Raw genomic sequence first — 18,885 nt, 5'->3', positions numbered from 1 at the left:
TCGAAGGGTCAACACCTGAGGAGCGTGCGGATCGATGGGGCTGGGGATGGGGCGCACCCGCGGGAGCGCGGCTGCCGCCTGCCTGCATGTCCTCCTGGCGGCGATTTGCGTAGCGGCGCTCGTCAGCGGTGGTGACAGCATGGCCGGCGCGCCGTACCCGGCGTTGAACTCCCACGAACGGGTTTCCAGCCAACCGGAGACCGTGGCGTTGCCCCAGCCGCTCTCGGATGCGCTGAACGGACCGGTGCAGGTGCCGGGCGGGTACGGGATGGCCTTGACGGCCCACGTGGGGGAGCGCCGTGTGCATGCGTCCTGGACCTACGTTGACGGGGTGCCCGGGTTGAACACGCATGTCGACTCGTGGCTGCTGGGACTCCTCGATGCGGCTGCGCCGGTGGGTGGCCGGTACCGGCCCGCGATGGCCCTGAACGCACAGCAGCCCGAGGGCCAGGAGATGACAGTGTCCGCGGGGCCCATTCAGGCTGCGGGAACAGTGATTGTTGTCCGCCAAAAAGTGAAGACTTCCGGGACGGGCGGGACCGTCTCTGAGCGATCGGAAACCGTGTACGTTGACACGGTTTCCGGGGCTGTCCGCGGCGGCGCGGAGCTGGTGCGGCCGGAGGCGGTTCCGGGCATCCAATCGCGCATGGTGGGTATCCCCGCGCAGATCGCCGCGCCAGTCCGGCAGGACGTCCCGGTAGGCGACCTGCTCCTGAAACCGTCCGGGGAGCTGGCGGTGTCCGCGGAGGTTCCCGGGAACCCCGGGGACAACGTGACCTTGACCATGAACGCCGCCGAGGCCGGGGCGGTCCTTAGTGACTATGGCCGGCAGGTCCTGGAGCAGCTGAACGCCGCCGCCGTCCCGCATCCTGCGACAGCACCGGCAGCCAGGCACGTGAACTGCGACATCGTCCCGTGCGCTGCCTTGACGTACGACGACGGGCCGGACGCCCGCACCACGCCGCAGCTTTTGGCCATCCTGGCAGAGCGGAAAGCCCAGGCCACGTTCTTCATGACCGGGTCCAATACGGCCGCCAACCCGGCAACCGCGAAGCAGGTGGCCGACGCCGGCTACGCGATCGGCAACCACACGTTCAGCCACCCGTACCTGACCAAGCTGCCCATCCCCGCAGTCAAGAAGGAGATGGAGCGCACGGACGCCGCCATCCTTGCCGCGACCGGCTCCACCCCGGCCATGATGCGGCCGCCCTACGGCGCGGCCGATGCCGCCGTGCAAGGCGCGGTGGGCAAGCCGCTCATTCTCTGGGCCGTGGACTCACTGGACTGGCAGAGCAAGAACCCGGCGGTGTTCGTGCCCAAAGTGCTCAAGGAGATCACGCCAGGCGCGGTGGTGCTCATGCATGACGTGCAGCCGACGACGATCGCCGGGCAACAGGAGCTGATGTCCACCCTGCAGGCCCAGGGCTACCAGCTGGTGTCCGTCCCGCAGCTCTTCGAAGGCACGCCCTTGGTTCCGGGCCATGTGTACAGGTCCCGGCCCGTGCGGCAGTAGGCAGCACGTGAGCTGCTGAGCTGCTGAGCACCTGAGCACTTCAGCGCCCGGGTGCCCGCGTTCCGGCAGGCCCGGTCGATGGATTGTGGGCAAGTTCCCAGAAAATTCCCGTCAGGTGCGCAGGGACCGTGTGGGAGGGTAACCCCAGTGGCCGGACCCCCGCGTGAGTTTTGTTGATGCGGTGACGGCCGGTTCGCAGGAGCAGCGTCAGGAGGACGCGATGTTCAGCACCAGGAGGCGCATCCGGCAGGGAAAAGTCCTGCGCCGCCTTGGGCTGGCTCGCTCCCCGTTCCACACGCTGCTGGCGGGCTGGATCGCCCTGGCCCTCGGGGCGCTGCTGGCATTCGCCGGAAGCGGCGCCGCCGGGGGGCCGGTCAGCGCCGAGGCCGGGATTTCCAAGATCAAGCACGTGGTGATCATTACCCAGGAGAACCGCTCCTTTGACACCTACTTCGGGACGTACCCGGGCGCCGACGGGATTCCGATGGCCAACAACGAGCCGGCCGTGTGTCTGCCGGACCCTGCCAACGGCGGGTGCGTCAAACCTTTCTACAACCCGGCCGATGCCAATGTCGGTGCCCCGCACAGCCACAATGACGAAGTGGCCGACGTGGACAACGGGGCGATGGACGGGTTTGTGGCCCAGGCGGAAAAGGGCCTGGCCGGCTGCACCGCCTTCCAGGTGAAATGCCGCTACCGGACCACCGCCACGGATGTGATGGGGTACCACGATGGCCGGGACCTCCCCACGTACTGGGACTATGCCCGCAACTTCACGCTGCAGGACCACATGTTCGCGGCCGCCTCCGCCTGGAGCCTTCCGGCCCACCTCTACCTGGTCTCGGAATGGTCCGCCAAATGCACCACCGCCGGGGACCCGGCGTCGTGCACCAATGCGCTCCAGAACCCGGACTCCGGACCCGACCCGGAAATCATCGGCAACACCCTGATCGGGAAATGCCAGTCCGCCGCGGACCTTGCCCCTTGCAAGCAGGCCCTCACCGCCGCCGGCATCAGCCCGGACCTGGCCGCCGGCGTGGACCGGCTCATCAGCGCCAGCTGCAAGCCCACTGACACCTACCCGGCCTGCCAGGCCGCCGTCGACGCCGCTAACGTTCCTGCCGCACTGAAGCAGGAACTCTCCGACGCCGCCAAACACCTTCAGGTGCCCGACTATGCGTGGACCGACCTAACGTACCTGCTCCACCAACAGCACGTCCCGTGGAACTATTACGTCTTCAAGGGCACCGAACCCGACTGCCGGGATGACGCTGCCACCTGCGCCCCGATCAAGCAGGATGCCACGACGCCGGGCCTGTGGAACCCCCTGCTGTACTTCGACACCGTCAAACAGGACGGGGAACTGGGAAACATCCAGCCGCTGACCAACTTCTACGACGCCGCACGAAGGGGAGCCCTGGCCGCCGTGACGTGGATCGCCCCGACCGACAAGGTCAGCGAACATGCGCCGGCCAAGATCAGCACGGGACAGCAATACGTTGCCGGGCTCATCAACGCCATCATGAGCGGACCCGACTGGAACAGCACCGCCATCTTCCTGAACTGGGACGACTGGGGCGGGTTCTACGACCACGTCCAGCCACCCAACGCGGACAGCAACGGGTACGGGTTCCGCGTCCCCAGCCTGATCATCAGCCCCTTCGCGAAGCAGGGGTACATCGACCATCAAACCCTGAGCCAGGACGCCTACATCAAGTTCATCGAGGACGACTTCCTGCACGGCCACCGATGGCCGGCCCGATCCCCGCCCGGACGTCAGGGAAAACAGCCCGATCCTGGGCGACCTCACCCAGGCGTTCGACTTCACCCAGCAGCCGCTGCCGCCGCACCTGATCGCCAACGCCAGCACATACTGACACGCTCGGGATTTGACGCTTGCCCGTTGACCGCAAACAACGGCGTGAGTACTGTGGGCCGCCTATTCACCCTCGCCGTGGAGGCACCAATGGCCGGCACTTCGACCAGCAGCACTGACTACGAATTCCTGACTGTCTGGCGCGTGGCGGGAACCCCGCGGGAGGTCACGGACATCCTGGGCGATGCCGGGACGCTTCCCCGCTGGTGGCCCTCGGTGTATTTGACCGTTGAGCAGTTGGATCCGGGCAACCCGGACGGGACCGGGAAGGCGTTCTTCCTCCACACCAAAGGCTGGCTGCCGTACACGCTCAAGTGGCAGCTCACCGTCACCGAACCCGTAACGGAACACGGCTTCGCCATCTCGGCCCGGGGCGACCTCAACGGCGCCGGCCGCTGGACCTTTGAGCAGGACGGGCCCGAAACGGTGGTCACCTATGAGTGGCGGGTCAGCGCCGCCAAACCGCTGCTGCGGCGGCTGAGTTGGCTGCTCAAGCCGGCCTTTGCTGCGAACCACAGGTGGGCGATGGCGCGTGGCCAGGAGGCGCTGGCGTTGGAGCTGCGACGACGGCGGCCTGGCACCGACCCTGCCAAGATTCCGGCGCCCGCGGGGCCCACCTTTTCACGGCTGCCCCGCTGGCCGGGGAAGGCAACTAACCGGCGGTAGCCCTACGCGAAGCGCACGGCATTCCAGTCCAGGAGCCTCGGTTCGGCGAGCCCTTCGGTAACGAACGGGTCGCCGGCAACGAAACGTTCGGCTTCCTGCCGGGACGTGAAAATGCCCATGGAGCTGGCAGCCGGATCGGGGTCCTGGAACGCGCCCAGGGCCACGAGGCCACCACCGTCTGCGTGAAACGCCTCGTAAAAGGCCTTGTGGCGGGGGTAGGTCTCCATGATCCGGGAGCGGTCCACGCCCTCCCGCACGGTGTACAGCACCACACATTCCATGCGGCGAACCTACCACGCGGGGCAGCCGCCTCCGGCTGCCTTTGCTAGGAGGTACGACGACGGCGGCGGGGTAAGTGCCGTCGTCGTACCTTCCGCCGGGGTGCTACCTTCCGGGACGGCCAGCCTGCTGCCTACTGTGTGGGGGAGTCCTGGGGTTGGTGCGTAACCCGCTGGATGAATTCGACCGTCTCGCGCTCGGTTTCGGCGCGGGTGGTGGGTTCGTTGTGCACCTCGTGCCGGACGCCGGGGAAGACGCGGGTGCGGACGTCCGCGTGGCCCGAATCGGTGAGGCGGTTTGCCACGTGGTAGGCGCCTTCGCCGTAGTTGGTCACGGGGTCTTGGTCGCCGGCGAGGATGAGGACGGGGAGGTCCGTGGGGAGCTGTTTGTACCAGTCGTCGGAATTGACGTGGTCGTAGAGGTCCACGAAGCCTTGCAGGAACCGGGCGCTCAGGGGTGCGCCGAAGTTGTTGAAGGGGTCCTTGGCGTGGTCGGCCACCACGTCGGCGTCCAGCGCCACCCAGGCCGTGGGGCCGGGATTGTCTCCGAAGCGGCCCAGGAAACCGTCGAACAGCTGGCCCACGAGGTCCTGCGGTGCGGGGTCCGCCGCGCCGGCGCCGGAGGCAAGCCGTGCCAGTTCCGGCCGGTTGATTGTTGTTTCGATGCCCAGCATTTGGGCGGCGATGCCGCAGAGGATCAAGCCGGACAGCTGAGCCTGTGGGTCCACTGCCATGCCGCGCGCGATCATGGAGCCCCAGCTGTGGCCGAACACCACGTAGGGAAGCTGGGGGAGGGCCGCCCTGGCTTTGGCCTGGAGCGTGAGCTCGTCCGCGACCACCACCTTGGCGGCGTCCTCGCCGGCGTCGCCCCAGGTGCCCTGCTGCATGGCGGTGCGGCCGTGCCCGGCGTGGTCACCTGCCACCACGATGAATCCGGCATCCACCAGGGTGGAGATGAGGTGGAGGTAGCGGCGGGAGTGCTCGCCGAGCCCGTGGACCAGCTGCACGATTGCCTTTGGCTGGCCGATGGGTTCGTAGACCCAGGCCTGGATGGTGTCGCGGCCGTTGGCGGACGTGAACTCGAGTTCCTGCAGTGACATGTATTCCTCCTGTGGCGGCGCCGTCGCCTGCCCGTGGTGAGCCTAACCCGTGTGCGGACACGTCCGTCAAGGGTGTGGGTGCTTCTTGTAGAGGCTCAAGGCCGGCGGGACATGTTGGTTCATCCGGTGGCCCACGGCCTAGTCTGAAAAACAGCCACGTTCCCTGATCACTTGGAGGAAGCCGATGCCGCAGCCCACCCGTCCTTTGCGCAAGCTGGGCTTCCTCACAATTGGCCTGTTCGACCCCGTTGATCCCGCCGCTGGCCATGAATCCACGTTGCAGATCATCGAGCTGGGCGAGCAGCTGGGATTCGACAGTGCCTGGCTGCGCCACCGGCACCTGCAGTTCGGGATTTCTTCCCCTGTAGCGGTGATGGCTGCGGCGAGCCAGCGCACCTCGCGAATTGAGCTGGGAACCGCCGTGACGCCGCTGGGCTGGGAGAACCCGCTGCGCCTTGCCGAGGACCTTGCCACGGTGGACCTGCTCGCCGGAGGACGCATCAACCCGGGCGTGAGCGTGGGGGAGCCGATGCAGTACGACACGGTGAAGCACGAGCTGTATCCGGACACGGCTGACGTGGAGGACTTCAGTTACGCGCGGGTGGAGCGGCTTGCGCGGCTAATGGCGGGGGAGCCGGTGCGGGAATTCTCCGGCAAGCAAGGGGTGGTGGAGGAGTTCTCCAACCGGGTGGAGCCGCACTCGCCCGGCCTGCGGGACCGGCTTTGGTACGGGGCCGGCAGCACGAAGTCAGCGGTGTGGGCCGGTTCGAGTGGGTTCAACCTGCTGTCCAGCAGCGTGATCTTCCCCGACAAGGACCAGGAGCCTGACTTCGCTTTGGTCCAGCAGTCACAGATCCGGGCGTTCCGTGAAGCCGCTGCGGCCGCCGGACATGCTGGGGCGCGGGTGTCACAGGGCCTGGTGGTGATTCCGACTGACTCGGCGACTCCGGCCCAGCGGGCGAAGTACCAGCGGTACGTGGACGAACGCACTCCGCGCACTGCTGCTCCGCAGGGGCCGAGGGGCATGATGTTCGCCGCTGATCTCATTGGAACCAGCGAGGAGATTGCCGAGCAGCTGTACGCGCACGCTGGTTTCCAGGAAGTGGATGAGGTGGCCTTCGCCCTGCCCTTCAGCTTCGATCACGAGGACTACGTCCAGATCCTGACTGATATCGCGGGCAAACTTGGCCCGGCATTGGGGTGGGCCCGGGCAGGAGGCGAGCAGCAGGCGTCTTAGTGCATGGGTCGCCGTAGCGGGCGGGCTGCAGGTGGCGTCCGGGGCGATGCAGTTGGGCGATGTGCAGGCGTTCATCCAGTGCTCTGGGCAGTTCACCCAGCCGCTGGCGCAGCTGGGGACCATGGCAAACGTTCTGCAGTCCGGGGTTGCTTCGGCGGAGCGGTTGTTCGAGCTGCTGGATGAGGACGAGGAGTCTGTGGAGCCTGTGCCTTCTACGGGCCCCGTGTTTGGGCGGGGGCGGCTGGTGTTCGAGGATGTGTCGTTCTCCTACTCGCCAGACAAGCCGCTGATCTCAGGGCTGTCCCTGGAGGCGGAGCCGGGGCAAACGGCGGCGATTGTGGGGCACACGGGGGGGAAGACAACGCTGGTGAATCTGATGATGCAGTTCTACGAGCTGGATACCGGGCGGATAACGCTCGACGGCGTGGACGTCACCTTGGTGCCGCGGCGGGGCTGCGCTCGCGGCTAGGGATGGGGCTTCAGGATACGTGGCTGTTCGGCGGGACCACCCGGGACAACATTGCGTACGGGCGGCCCTCCGCCACCGATTCCGAAATCCTCGAGGCGGCGCGGGCAACGTATGTGGACCGGTTCGTGCGGTCGCTGCCGGACGGGTACGACACCGTGCTGGAGGACGAGGGTGCAAACGTGTCCGCCAGGGAGAAGCAGTTGCTGACGATTGCCCGGGCCTTCCTGTCCCGGCCATCGGTGCTGATTCTGGATGAGGCGACGTCATCCGTGGACACTCGGACCGAGGTGCTGCTGCAGAAGGCGATGAGTGCCCTGCGATCCGACCGTACTTCGTTCGTCATCGCCCACCGTCTGTCCACAATCCGCGACGCCGACCTCATTGTGGTGATGAAGGCCGACCAGATCGTGGAGCAGGGCACGCACGCTTCTTTGTTGGCTGCGGGCGGGGCTTATGCGCGGCTGTACGAGGCGCAGTTCGCGGCTCCGGTTGCGGAGGTTTGGGGCATCGCCAATGTGCGAAGTGCTGAAATGGGCCGTTCCATTCTTCAGCAGAAAGGGGGCTATTTTCTGCTCTCTAATGTCGGCAGATGACTCTAGACAGCTGTGGCATCAGCTGTCCACGCCCACTATGGAACTGGATCTTGCCGCGTAAATACTCGTCTACGGCGAGGAAGAGTTGTGTATCGTCGATAGTTCTGAATATCGTGCTTCTGTCGAGGGCCTCTAGATGGCTCCCCTAGAATTGGGTGAACGTGAAGGTTATTGAGGGGAAGCCGGATGGCATTTGAAAGTTTTGTGACGCGGCGCGGCTTTACAGGCGACCCGTTCAGTTCCACCAACTCGGAGACAGAGGAACGGTTATCCGACTACTTCGTCCCACCTCCGTATTTCGCCAGTGTGATTGGGACACCGTCGACGCCGAAATCGAATGTGATCCTGGCGCCCCGGGGCAGTGGGAAGACGGCTCAGCGGCGGATGATCGAACAGGAGTCTGCAAAGGAAGACTCCACATTCCTTTGTCTAACGTACGACAACTTCGACCATCTGGCGGGCGGCGAAGCGACACTCCTAAAGCACCAGTTGGGGATCTGTCGGCTTCTTACAGTGGCGCTGCTCTCTTGGTTGGAACAGGACACTTCTGAGCGCTTCTGGCTTTCCGAACATCAAAAGCAAGTCCTAAAAGTTGCGGGCCAGACGTTCCTTAGTGGCCTGAACCAGGACGAATATCGGCAAGCGTTTGGTGCTGTTAAAACATTTGGTGATAAGACCAACGATCTGTGGCATAAGTATGGGGGCGTAGTTGCGGTAGGTGTCGCCGCCCTGATGGTCAAGGCTGGAATTGATGGCGTCAACATACCAAAAGAGTTGACAGCTCAGACATCAAATCCAGAGTCTTCCGCACGTTATTTCTACACCGAACTCGTCTCGATTGTTCAGACTATAGGTTGGGAATCAGTTTATTTTCTAGTCGACAAAGTCGATGAGACTCCGACGACTACAGATGACCCTGAGGCTGCTTGGGCTCTAATCGCCAATCTTGTCACGGATTTGCCCACTATCGAACAGGCAGGGGTAGGCTTCAAGTTTTTCCTCTGGGATCAGACCTCGGACTTTTTTAGTAAGTTTGGGCGACCCGACCGCATAAACACCCTTCCTCTCAAGTGGACCATCGAAGAGCTTTCGGACATGCTAAGTCGTCGTCTTCAAGCGTTTTCCAATGGCAAGGTAGTGAACTTCAATGATCTCTTAGAGCCGACGTTCGGAATTGACGTCCATCGGCTTCTGGCCCATCTTTGTAACGGATCCCCTCGAGATATGATTCGCATGGCTGCCGAAATCGTCTCAGAACAAACCCGCAAATCCGCGGCTGTTGATCATTTGACGGAATACGCCGTTTACAGTGGGATTCTCGCGTTTTCAAAGAAAAGGTCACGCGAACTTTTCCCGCAGTATGATAGTGACTTTTCCAAGATTTCGGAGGCAAGTTTCACTATCAATAAGTTAGCTAGTGACGTTTATAGAATCAGCGAGAATGCGGCCCGAGGTAAAGTTCAGAAGTGGACCACGGCTGGCGCTGTAGAGAAAGTTGATGAGCTGCCCAACGGGAAGAATCGGCCAATTCATCTTTACGCTTTTCGCGACTTTCGTATCGTTCTTGCTCGGGGTACAGTAAGTGACCTTCCGCTGTACCTCGATAGTTGGGCTCTTGAATGCAATAACTGCCAGACGGTAGCCATAACTTCCCGCAACGAGGCGCCCTGTCTCGAGTGCGGATCTCCGGTGCGTGTGGGATCCGCTCGCGGCTTACTTAGTGTTTGTTCAAGGACCGTCTGACTTACGGCTGCCATTGCCGGGGGACGAAGTGGGAGGCAGGTGCCCAATCGCTGGCGACGCCTCAGCCGCGGTGGAGTTCTGCTTCCGCGGCTCTGGGCTGACGGAGCAGTTTGCTCTGTCAGCCCAGGACCTTCGATATGAACTTAAGGGGGCAGTCCCGATCACCGCCGTAGCATCCGGACACACAGCGCAACGTTGGCGCCCCCACACGTAACCTGATTAAATGCCTCGTTTCGCACTGGACATCGAGTCCGTCCCCCGCCCCGCCCGTGCCCAGGAACTCCTGGACGCCGTGAACCACCGGGTGGTCATTGCCGACGGCGCCATGGGCACCATGCTGCAAGGCCGGGACCTGCAGCTCGAAACGGACTTCCAAAACCTCGAGGGCTGCAACGAGATCCTCAACGACACGCGCCCGGACGTCATCGCGGACATCCACGACGCCTACTTCGCCACCGGCATCGACGCCGTGGAAACCAACACCTTCGGCGCCAACTGGTCCAACCTCTCCGACTACGGCATCGATGACCGGATCGAGGAACTCGCGCGCAAAGGCGCCAGCATCGCCCGCGAACGCGCCGAAGCCGGGGAAGCAACAGACGGCCGCATGCGCTGGGTCCTCGGCTCCATGGGCCCGGGCACCAAGCTCCCGAGCTTGGGCCACACCAGCTACGACTACCTCAAGCAGACCTTCGCCCTCCAGGCCGAGGGCCTGATCGACGGCGGCGCGGACGCGTTCCTCATCGAAACCAGCCAGGACCTCCTGCAGACCAAGGCCGCCGTCAACGGCTGCAAGCAAGCCATCGTGGACCGCGGCATCCGGCTTCCCATCTTTGTTGAGGTGACGGTCGAAACTACCGGAACCATGCTCATGGGCTCCGAAATCGGCGCCGCCCTCACCGCCCTCGAACCGCTCGGCGTCGACGCCATTGGCCTGAACTGCGCCACCGGCCCCGACGAGATGAGCGAGCACCTCCGCCACCTCTCCAAGCAGTCCTCCGTCGCCATCGCCTGCATGCCCAACGCCGGCCTGCCCATCCTTGGCGCCAACGGCGCGCACTACCCGCTGACCCCCACCGAACTCGCCACCGCGCACGAACAATTCGTGCGCGAATTCGGCCTGGGCCTGGTGGGCGGCTGCTGCGGTACGACGCCGGAGCACATGGCCGCCGTCGTCGAACGCCTTGCCCCCTTCCGCACCAAAGCCGTGGACACCAAGGCAAGCAACGCACCGGCGCGAATCCCCACCGAGCGCGAGGCCGGCGTCGCCTCCCTCTACCAGCACGTCAACTTCGACCAGGAGTCCGCCTACCTGGCCATCGGCGAACGCACCAATGCCAACGGCTCCAAGGCTTTCCGCCAGGCCATGCTCGAGGAACGCTGGGACGACTGTGTGGACATCGCCCGCGAGCAGATCCGCGTCGGCGCCCACCTGCTGGACGTCTGCGTGGACTACGTGGGCCGCGACGGCGTCGCCGATATCAAAGAGGTTGTCAGCCGCTTCGCCTCCGCCTCCACCCTCCCGCTGGTCATCGACTCCACCGAACCCCCGGTGCTGCAGGCAGGCCTGGAACTCATCGGCGGCCGCCCCGTGGTCAACTCCGTCAACTACGAGGACGGTGACGGCCCCAACAGCCGCTTCGCCCGCATCATGCCGCTGGTCAAGGAACACGGCACGGCCGTGATCGCCCTGACCATCAACGAAGAGGGCCAGGCCCGCACCACCGAGGGCAAGGTGGCCATCGCCTCCCGCCTGGTGGACGCCCTGGTGGGCGAATGGGGCATGCGGGTTGAGGACATCATCGTCGACTGCCTTACCTTCCCGGTCGCCACCGGCCAGGAGGAAACCCGCCGCGATGGCATCGAAACCATCGAGGCCATCCGCCAGATCACTGCCAAATACCCCGGCATCAACACCACGCTCGGCGTCTCCAACGTCTCCTTCGGCCTCAACCCGGCCGCCCGCATGGTCCTGAACTCCGTGTTCCTGCACGAAGCCGTCCAGGCCGGCCTGACCAGCGGCATCATCGACGCCGCCAAGATCGTCCCGCTCGCCTCCCTCCCGGAAGAGCAGCGCAAGGTGGCACTGGACCTCGTCTACGACCGCCGCGAATACGACGCCGACGGCAACACCACCTACGACCCCCTCGCCAGCATGCTTGACATCTTCGCCGGCGTCGACACCGCAGCGCTGAAGGACCAGCGCGCCGCCGAACTCGCCGCCCTGCCCACGGGCGCGCGCCTGGAACGGCGCATCATCGACGGCGAAGGCAAGGGCCTGGAAGAGGACCTGGACCTGGCCCGCAGCGAAGGCATGACCCCGCTCGGCATCATCAACGACCACCTGCTTGAGGGCATGAAAGTGGTGGGCGAACGCTTCGGTGCCGGCGAAATGCAGCTGCCGTTCGTGCTGCAGTCCGCCGAGGTCATGAAGAACGCCGTGGCGCTCCTTGAGCCGCATATGGAAAAGGCCGACTCCTCCGGCAAGGGCACCATGGTGATCGCGACCGTCCGCGGGGACGTGCACGACATTGGCAAGAACCTGGTGGACATCATTCTCACCAACAACGGCTACAAGGTAGTCAACATCGGCATCAAGCAGGGCATTGCCGAGATCATCGCCGCCGCGGAGGAACACGACGCGGACGTGATCGGCATGTCCGGGCTGCTGGTGAAATCCACCGTGGTGATGAAGGAAAATCTCGCCGAACTGCAGACCCGCGGCCTGGCCAAGAAGTGGCCGGTGATCCTGGGCGGCGCCGCTTTGACCCGCGCCTATGTGGAGCAGGACCTGGCCGAGCAGTTCGAGGGCACCGTCAGGTACGCCAAGGATGCCTTCGAGGGGCTTGCCCTTATGGAACCACTGGTCCGCGTGGCCCGCGGCGAGGACCCGGACTCCGTGGGCCTGCCGCCGCTGAAGAAGCGCATCCACAAGGGCGGCCCGAAGTTCACCATCACCGAGCCCGAGGCCATGCCCGGCCGGTCCGACGTCGCCACCGACAACCCCGTTCCCGCGCCGCCGTTCTGGGGCACCCGGATTGTCCGCGGCGTCTCGCTGCACGACTACTCCGCCTTCCTCGACGAGCGTGCCACCTTCATGGGGCAGTGGGGCCTCAAGCCCGGCCGCGGCGAGGATGGTGCCTCTTACGAGGAACTGGTGGAACGCGAGGGCCGGCCGCGCCTGCGGTACTGGCTGGACCGCATCCTGGGCGAGGGCATGCTGGACGCCTCCGTAGCCTATGGCTACTTTCCCGTGGTCTCCGAAGGCGAACAGGTGGTGGTGCTGCACCACGGCGAGGATCCCGACGGCGTCCTGGGCCAGGCGGGCCTGCTCGCCCCCGACGGTGGTTCAGGCGGTCCGATCGGCAGCGACCGGCTGCGGTTCGATTTCCCGCGCCAGCGCCGCGACCGGCACCTGTGCCTGGCCGACTTCGTGAAGTCCCGCGAATCGGGACAGATCGACGTGCTGCCCGTGCAGCTGGTCACCGCCGGCTCCAAGATCGAAGAGTTCACGTCCAAGATGTTCGCGGCCAACCAGTACCGCGACTACTACGAGCTCAACGGACTGGTCATGCAGCTAACCGAGGCGTTGGCCGAGTTCTGGCACGCCCGGATCCGCAAGGAGCTCGGCTTCGCGGCCGAGGAGCCCAAGGACACGGCAGGGTATTTCAAGCTCGACTACCGCGGCGCCCGGTTCTCCCTGGGCTACCCCGCCTGCCCGGACATGGAGGACCGCCGCAAGGTCACCGAGCTGCTGAAGCCGGAGCGCATGGGCGTGGTCCTCAGCGACGAGCTCATGCTGCACCCGGAACAGTCCACCGACGCGTTCGTGTTCCACCACCCGGAGGCCAAGTACTTCAAGGTGTGAGCCGGCGCCGGCACTGGGGACCGCGCTGCCGGCGCCGGGCTCTTGTCATTCCGCGCCAGGCAGCGAGGCCAGCTCCGTCAACGACCCGTCGCGTCCCATGCCGAGGATGAGGTCCAGGTCCAACCGGTCCAGGAAGGCGTCATCGTGGCTGACCACGATGACGGCGCCGCCGTAGGCCCCGAGGGACTCCACCAGCTGCTCAACGCTCCGGATGTCCAGGTTGTTGGTTGGCTCATCCAGGATCAGGACTTGAGGCGGCGGGTCGGCGAAAAGCAGCCGGGCCAGGGAAACCCTGAACCGCTCACCGCCCGAGAGCGTGTGCACTGGCCGGTTCACGCTGTCGCCGCGGAGGAGGAACCGGGCCAGCTGGTTGCGGATATCGCCCGCAGGCACGTCCGGCGCGGCGTCCTGCACGTTTTCGAGGGTCGTTGCCTGTTCCCGCAGCCCGTCGAGGCGTTGACGCAGGTAGCCCGCGCGGTCCGTCAGCAGGCTTCCACCGGCTTCGCCCTCGATGCACGGGACACCGCCCATCAAGCGTTCCAGCAGTGTGGTCTTGCCGGCACCGTTGGGTCCGGTGATGGCCACCTTCTCCGGGCCCTGCACCACGAAGGAGCGGTTGGTGCCCCACAGTTCCGCGATCCGCCGGCCGCGCGGAACGTCCGGGTCGGGAAGGTTCAGGGATATCCGCTCCTGGTCCCGCACCCTCGCTGCTGCGGCGTCCAGGGCCGCTTGCGCGGCCTGCACTTTGGCGTCCATGCCGGAACGCATTCGTCCGGCTGAGGCCTGGGCATCAGAGGCCCGCTGGTTCATCAGGATCTTGGATCCCTTCTTATTGTCGTAGCTGGCCTGGCCCGTCCGGGCCCGTTGGGCGAGCTTCGATTCGGCCTCCTGCTTTTGCCGCTTTTCCTTCTTCACCAGTTGCTCAGCGGCACGGGTTGCCTGCGCGGCTGCGGCTTGCTGGCTGCCCAAGTACGCCTGCCACTCGCTGTAGGGGCCGCCGAACACCGTGAGCCCTCCCTCGTACAGTTCGGCCGTGCTGTCCATGAGTTCCAGCAGTGCCAGGTCGTGGCTGACCACCACCAGGCTGCCCGGCCAGTCAGCCAGCATCCCTCCGAGCGCCGAGCGTGCCCGACGGTCCAGGTTGTTCGTCGGTTCGTCCAGCAAGGTGATGGGGGTGCGCCGGATCCGGAGCCCGGAGATGGCGGCCAGCATGGCTTCCCCGCCGGACAGTTCGCCCACGCGCCGGTCCAGCCCCACGCCGGTAAGGCCGATCCCCTCCAGCGCCTCCTCCGCGCGGGCCTCGATGTCCCAGTCGTCGCCCAGCACATCGAAGTGCTCCACCGCTGCGTCGCCGGATTCGATAGCCCGCAGGGCACTGACTTTGTCCTTGATCCCGAGCAGCTCCATCAGGGTGGCATCGTCGTGCAGCGTCAGGGTCTGTGGAAGGTAGCCGACGGCGGCTCCCGTGGTGATACTGCCGGCCGTCGGTGTGAGGGTCCCCGCCACGAGTCGCAGCAGCGTGGACTTTCCGGAGCCATTCGTTCCGACGAGCCCGGTTTTCCCGGGCCCGAAGCTGCCGGAGATCCCGGACAAAGCCGGCGAGCCGTCCGGCCACCGGAAATGCACGTCCGTGAGGACAATGGATGGATTTTTTGTTGCAGGCATGGTGCTCCCAAAACAGGGTGTTGGGCGGCTGGGCCGCGGTTCGCCAAGGTCAGGTCCGAAAAGGAGCGGGTCCTAAGGCGGACGGGACGTGGCGGTGGGCGGCCACGGCGGCCCGGGGAATGGGCAGGCGTATGGTGCGGGGCAGGAAATCAGTGCAGGGGAAAGTAAGCCGTGGATCGGCATCGGGCTCCGGGTGGTTTCAGCGGGTGAAGCGCTGAACTTGCCGGCCCTTGGGGCGTCAGGGAAGTGTCAGCGCGCGGACTGCGTCGCGAAACCTGAAATGCCCGTCAAAACACTGCCTAACACTGGGGAACAGAGGACAACAGTGTCACAAATTCGTTGGCTGGAGGCAACCTTCCTGCGTCACGGTGTGAGCTGGCGCCGGTCCCGGGCGTGTGGTGACGGCACACTGGCGGCCCGGCCGTCCGCGCCGGAAGCGGCGCCGGCCACCGGCTTCACCCGGCGGAGCGAGGCCAGAACAGCCCGCCCCACCACGGCGATGCCGATGACCGTGGTGACGGCGCGCAGGGTGTCCCAGCCCGCCGTCGACGTCAGCAGTGAGTAAATCAGGAAGCTGCTGAGGTTGGTGCCCAGCGGTGCGCCCGCAACATAGGAAATCCCGGTGCCGCTGCCCACCGCGAAGGGCCAGAACCACAGGTTGAGCAGCAGGCCGAACACATAGGACGCCACCACGCCGTACCCGGCAAGCATCCACAGCTCTGCCCTGCCGCGCACCCGGCGGGGAGCAGCCCGGCTCCCGCACCCACCCAGGCGCAGGCGAACATCTGGAACGGTGTCCACGGCCCGATTCCGCCCCACAGCACGCTGGAGACGGCGATGGTGGCGGCGCCGAGGAGCAGGCCAAACCGCGGACCGAACGCGCGGCCCGCCAGGACCAGAAGGATGAACACGGCCTCCACGCCGCCGACGCCGGTACTCGCCACCCGGACCGCGGAACCTACCGCGGCGAGGACGCCGAGCAGCGCCACGGTGTGTGCCGAGCGGACCGAGCCGTCCAAGGACACCACGACGGCGGCCGCCGCCAGGGGTGCGATGGCCAGGGCCGCGTACGGGGTGGCCGCAGCGGCATCCTGCGGCAGCGCCGCGGTCAGCAGCGGCCAACAGAACGCCGCCAAGGCCACCAGGTTTGCTGCCGCCAGGACGGCCAGCTCGGCGCCCCGCGGCATCCGGGGGCGGCGGGCCGGCTTCGCGGCAGGCACGTCAGGCCGGCGCCCGGCGGCCCGGGCCGAGGCCACGGGTAGTGCCGCGGGAACGGCAGCAGCGACATCTACTGACTCGGCCGGCACGGCTGTCACGGCGGCCGGCGCCACCCCGTCCCGCATCGGCAGGATCCGGGCGCCAAGCCGGTGCGCAAACTCCAGATCGTGGGTGGCGAACAGGACCGCGGCGCCGTCATCCGCGGCCGCCCGCAACGCCGCAGCCACCGCCGTCCGCGCCGCGGGATCCAGCCCGCGGGTGGGCTCGTCAATCAGGAGCACCTGCGGCCGGTCAATGGTCTGCAACGTCATGGCAAGGATCCTGCGCTCGCCGGCGGACAGGTCCCGGGGATGCTCGTGCCCGATGGGCATGCTGGCGGTGCCCCGCAGCACGGACAACCGGGACGCCGCAAAGCCGGGCTCCGCAGCCTGACCCTGCTTTCCGCGCGCCAGGCGCCGCTCCGCCGCCCTCAACTCGGCGGCGACGGTGTCCCTGGTGAAGAGGTCGTCGGAGGCGTCCGGCACCAATGCCACCCGGCCGCCGTCGTCCGTCCTTGCATCGCTGGTCCCCTCCCCGAGGGCCAGCGCCACCAGGAGGGAGGACTTGCCGGCACCGTTCGGGCCCACCAGCGCCACAATCTCGCCGGGGTGCAGCGCCACGGATGCCTCCCGCACCAAGGGCGTGCCGCCGCGGTGCACGGCCAGGTTTACGGCCGCCAGCACGGGTGCGGAGGCCGGCGGCTCCGTGGCTGGACCAACAAGGGGACGCGGGGGCGCGGGCGTTGGGGCTGTGCCCGGCACCAGCGCGCCGTTCTCAAAGGACCACCAGGAATCGGCGACGGAGACCAGCGCTTCCGCCCGGTGCTCCGCCACGATTACACACACGCCGGAGTGGTGCGCAAGGCTGCCGAGCACGGCGGTGACGCGGGCCCGGGCGCTGGAATCCAGGTCCGCCAGCGGCTCGTCCACCAGGAGCAGGACGGGATGGTCCACGACGGCGGCGGCGATGGCCACCAGCGTTGCCTCGCCTGCTGAGAGGGTGCTGAGGTCCCGGTCCAGCAACGGCGAAACCCCGATCCGCTCCGCCACCTCCAGCACCCGGGCCTTGGCGGCCGGCCGGCCCACGCCACGCAGTTCCAGGGCAAGGCCAATCTCGTCCCGGACCCGCGTGCTGGCAAAGGCGGCGCGGGGATTCTGCAGGACCACGCCGATGAGGCGGGCGGTGTCCCGCGGCGGTACACCAGTGCGGTCTACGCCGGCCACTTGCACTGTGCCGGTGATGCCACCGCCGTCGACGTGGGAGAGCAACCCGGCGATGCCGCGCAGGACGGTGGACTTGCCGGACCCCGTGGGCCCGGTGATCACGGTGAGGGATCCGCCGGCGGGCGCGAACCCGGCCGCGTGCACCTGCGCCCCGCCCACCCGGAACAGCGCGTCCCGGACCACCAGCGGCGCGTCGCTTCCGGAGGCCGGTGGCGGTACGGGCCGGCCCGCGAAGCCGCGCAGCTCCAGGGCCGCCGCAACCCGGCCCGCATGTTCGAGGGTACGCTCCAGGACGGGCACCAAGGCCCGCGGCCCAAAGCGTTCGCCCCGCAGCCGGAAGGCCAGTCGCACGGACCCCACGGCGTCGGCAAGTGCCGGGAGCGCCGCCCACGCCACCACCAGCATCCTGGCCACGCCCTGCAGCGGGCCGCCCCGGGCCAGCCGGACGAAGCCGCGGGACACATCCACCCACGCATTGAGCAGGCCGAAGCCCAGGATGGTGAGTGCGATGGGCAGCGCGGACAGGACTGCCTGCCAGAGACCGGGCGCCGTGACCGGACCCAGGAACACCACGTGGGCGTACGGAGCCGGAAGCCGCAGCGGCGGCAGGGCCAGCAGGAGCGGCGCCCCGATGCCCGCCCCGTTAAAGAGGACCCGGTAGAGGACCCGCGCCGCAATGAACACAGCAGCGAGAACCGCTGCTGCGCGCAACGGCGCGGGCCGGAAGGTCATGACGCGGGTGCAGCCGGTTCGTTGTCCACGGTGTAGAGCAGTTCAAGGCTCTCGCCGGGGCTGAGCTTGAGGGTGTCCAGGCCTTCCTGCGCGTAGGCCCATGTGCCGGCGGCGGGCTTCACCCAGAGGGCCCAATAAGAGACCGTGTTTTTGTCATCGCACGCTTCGCGGGTGGTGCCGCCCTTGTGCTTGATGTCGAAGTCCGCAGCGGGCACGCCGTTGACGCGGCACGCGAAGCTCGTGGGGTACTTGGCGGTGCCCTCGATCTTCACATTGGCCTTGCCCAGCACGTCCGATGCCAGGGTGGGTCCGTCCGCGGGCACGCAGGCGGAGGTGTCGGCGGCGGACTGCTTCAGGGAGGCGGAATCCACCACTACCTTCACCCCGGTGCAGGGCCCGGCGGAGGCAGAGGCGCTCGCCGATGCCGAGGTGGAAGCGGATGCGGAGGGAGCGGACTGGGTGGCGGCCGGCGTGGAGCAGGCGGCAAGGGTCAGCAGGAGGCCGGCGGCGGCGAGGGAGCTCGCGGCGGCGGTGCGGGTCTTAGTCAATGTCACCTGTCAAGGGTAGGGCGTGCCGGGCCGGGAACCGGAGGCTGTCGCCTTGTGTGACGCAACGTCTCGGCCCGGCGCGCACCCGGCCCCGCGCAAAGGCCGACGACGGCACCC

The 18,885-nt window shown here is 66.6% G+C and carries 9 protein-coding genes and 4 pseudogenes; 7 read left to right on the top strand and 6 right to left on the bottom strand.

What is annotated here, in order from left to right; translation table 11 throughout:
- The first annotated feature begins 46 nt into the window (after nucleotides 1-46).
- The 3 genes and pseudogenes from ACX5I6_RS03460 (at nucleotide 47) to ACX5I6_RS03450 (ending at nucleotide 4,055) form a co-directional block, all read left to right on the top strand.
- Nucleotides 47-1,513, top strand: coding sequence for a polysaccharide deacetylase family protein (locus ACX5I6_RS03460; RefSeq protein WP_461839475.1), 1,467 nt, complete (start codon nucleotides 47-49; stop codon nucleotides 1,511-1,513).
- Between the two features lie 220 nt (nucleotides 1,514-1,733).
- Nucleotides 1,734-3,188 (top strand): annotated as a pseudogene (locus tag ACX5I6_RS03455) (alkaline phosphatase family protein); the annotation flags it as partial.
- 291 nt (nucleotides 3,189-3,479) lie between these two features.
- Nucleotides 3,480-4,055: an SRPBCC family protein gene (locus tag ACX5I6_RS03450; RefSeq protein ID WP_461841663.1), complete on the top strand. Its 576-nt coding sequence runs from the start codon at nucleotides 3,480-3,482 to the stop codon at nucleotides 4,053-4,055.
- A gap of 2 nt (nucleotides 4,056-4,057) precedes the next feature.
- Here ACX5I6_RS03450 and ACX5I6_RS03445 read toward each other — a convergent pair whose 3' ends face one another.
- The gene (locus tag ACX5I6_RS03445; protein ID WP_461839474.1) at nucleotides 4,058-4,324 is read right to left on the bottom strand and encodes a YciI family protein; all 267 of its coding nucleotides are present in this window, start codon (nucleotides 4,322-4,324) and stop codon (nucleotides 4,058-4,060) included.
- A 143-nt stretch (nucleotides 4,325-4,467) separates the two neighbouring features.
- On the bottom strand, nucleotides 4,468-5,433 hold the full coding sequence (locus ACX5I6_RS03440) for an alpha/beta fold hydrolase (protein ID WP_461839473.1): 966 nt from the start codon (nucleotides 5,431-5,433) through the stop codon (nucleotides 4,468-4,470).
- Nucleotides 5,434-5,617: 184 nt separating this feature from the next.
- On the opposite strand from ACX5I6_RS03440, the gene ACX5I6_RS03435 reads away from it, so the two are divergent.
- From ACX5I6_RS03435 to metH, 4 genes and pseudogenes are all read left to right on the top strand, one after another.
- On the top strand, nucleotides 5,618-6,670 hold the full coding sequence (locus ACX5I6_RS03435; protein ID WP_461839472.1) for an LLM class flavin-dependent oxidoreductase: 1,053 nt from the start codon (nucleotides 5,618-5,620) through the stop codon (nucleotides 6,668-6,670).
- A 7-nt stretch (nucleotides 6,671-6,677) separates the two neighbouring features.
- Nucleotides 6,678-7,639: pseudogene (locus tag ACX5I6_RS03430) on the top strand (ABC transporter ATP-binding protein); the annotation flags it as partial.
- Nucleotides 7,640-7,918: 279 nt separating this feature from the next.
- Nucleotides 7,919-9,475, top strand: a complete 1,557-nt coding sequence (locus tag ACX5I6_RS03425) for a P-loop ATPase, Sll1717 family (protein WP_461839471.1) — start codon at nucleotides 7,919-7,921, stop codon at nucleotides 9,473-9,475.
- Nucleotides 9,476-9,698: 223 nt separating this feature from the next.
- Nucleotides 9,699-13,343: a methionine synthase gene (metH, locus tag ACX5I6_RS03420; protein WP_461839470.1), complete on the top strand. Its 3,645-nt coding sequence runs from the start codon at nucleotides 9,699-9,701 to the stop codon at nucleotides 13,341-13,343.
- A 45-nt stretch (nucleotides 13,344-13,388) separates the two neighbouring features.
- On the opposite strand, the gene ACX5I6_RS03415 is transcribed toward metH, so the two are convergent.
- From ACX5I6_RS03415 to ACX5I6_RS03400, 4 genes and pseudogenes are all read right to left on the bottom strand, one after another.
- Complete coding sequence (locus tag ACX5I6_RS03415; RefSeq protein ID WP_461841662.1) at nucleotides 13,389-14,099, bottom strand: ATP-binding cassette domain-containing protein; 711 nt, start codon at nucleotides 14,097-14,099, stop codon at nucleotides 13,389-13,391.
- A gap of 399 nt (nucleotides 14,100-14,498) precedes the next feature.
- A pseudogene (locus ACX5I6_RS03410) lies at nucleotides 14,499-15,008 on the bottom strand (ATP-binding cassette domain-containing protein); the annotation flags it as partial.
- Between the two features lie 363 nt (nucleotides 15,009-15,371).
- Nucleotides 15,372-18,220, bottom strand: a pseudogene (locus tag ACX5I6_RS03405) (ATP-binding cassette domain-containing protein).
- Entirely contained in the window at nucleotides 18,217-18,774 is a 558-nt protein-coding gene (locus ACX5I6_RS03400; RefSeq protein ID WP_285247989.1) for a hypothetical protein, read from the bottom strand. The pseudogene ACX5I6_RS03405 and the gene ACX5I6_RS03400 overlap by 4 nt, the downstream one beginning before the upstream one ends.
- Nucleotides 18,775-18,885 lie beyond the last annotated feature (111 nt).

It is taken from the genome of Arthrobacter sp. MMS24-T111 (genome assembly GCF_054888995.1).
This window is presented reverse-complemented; position numbering and strand designations above follow the sequence as displayed.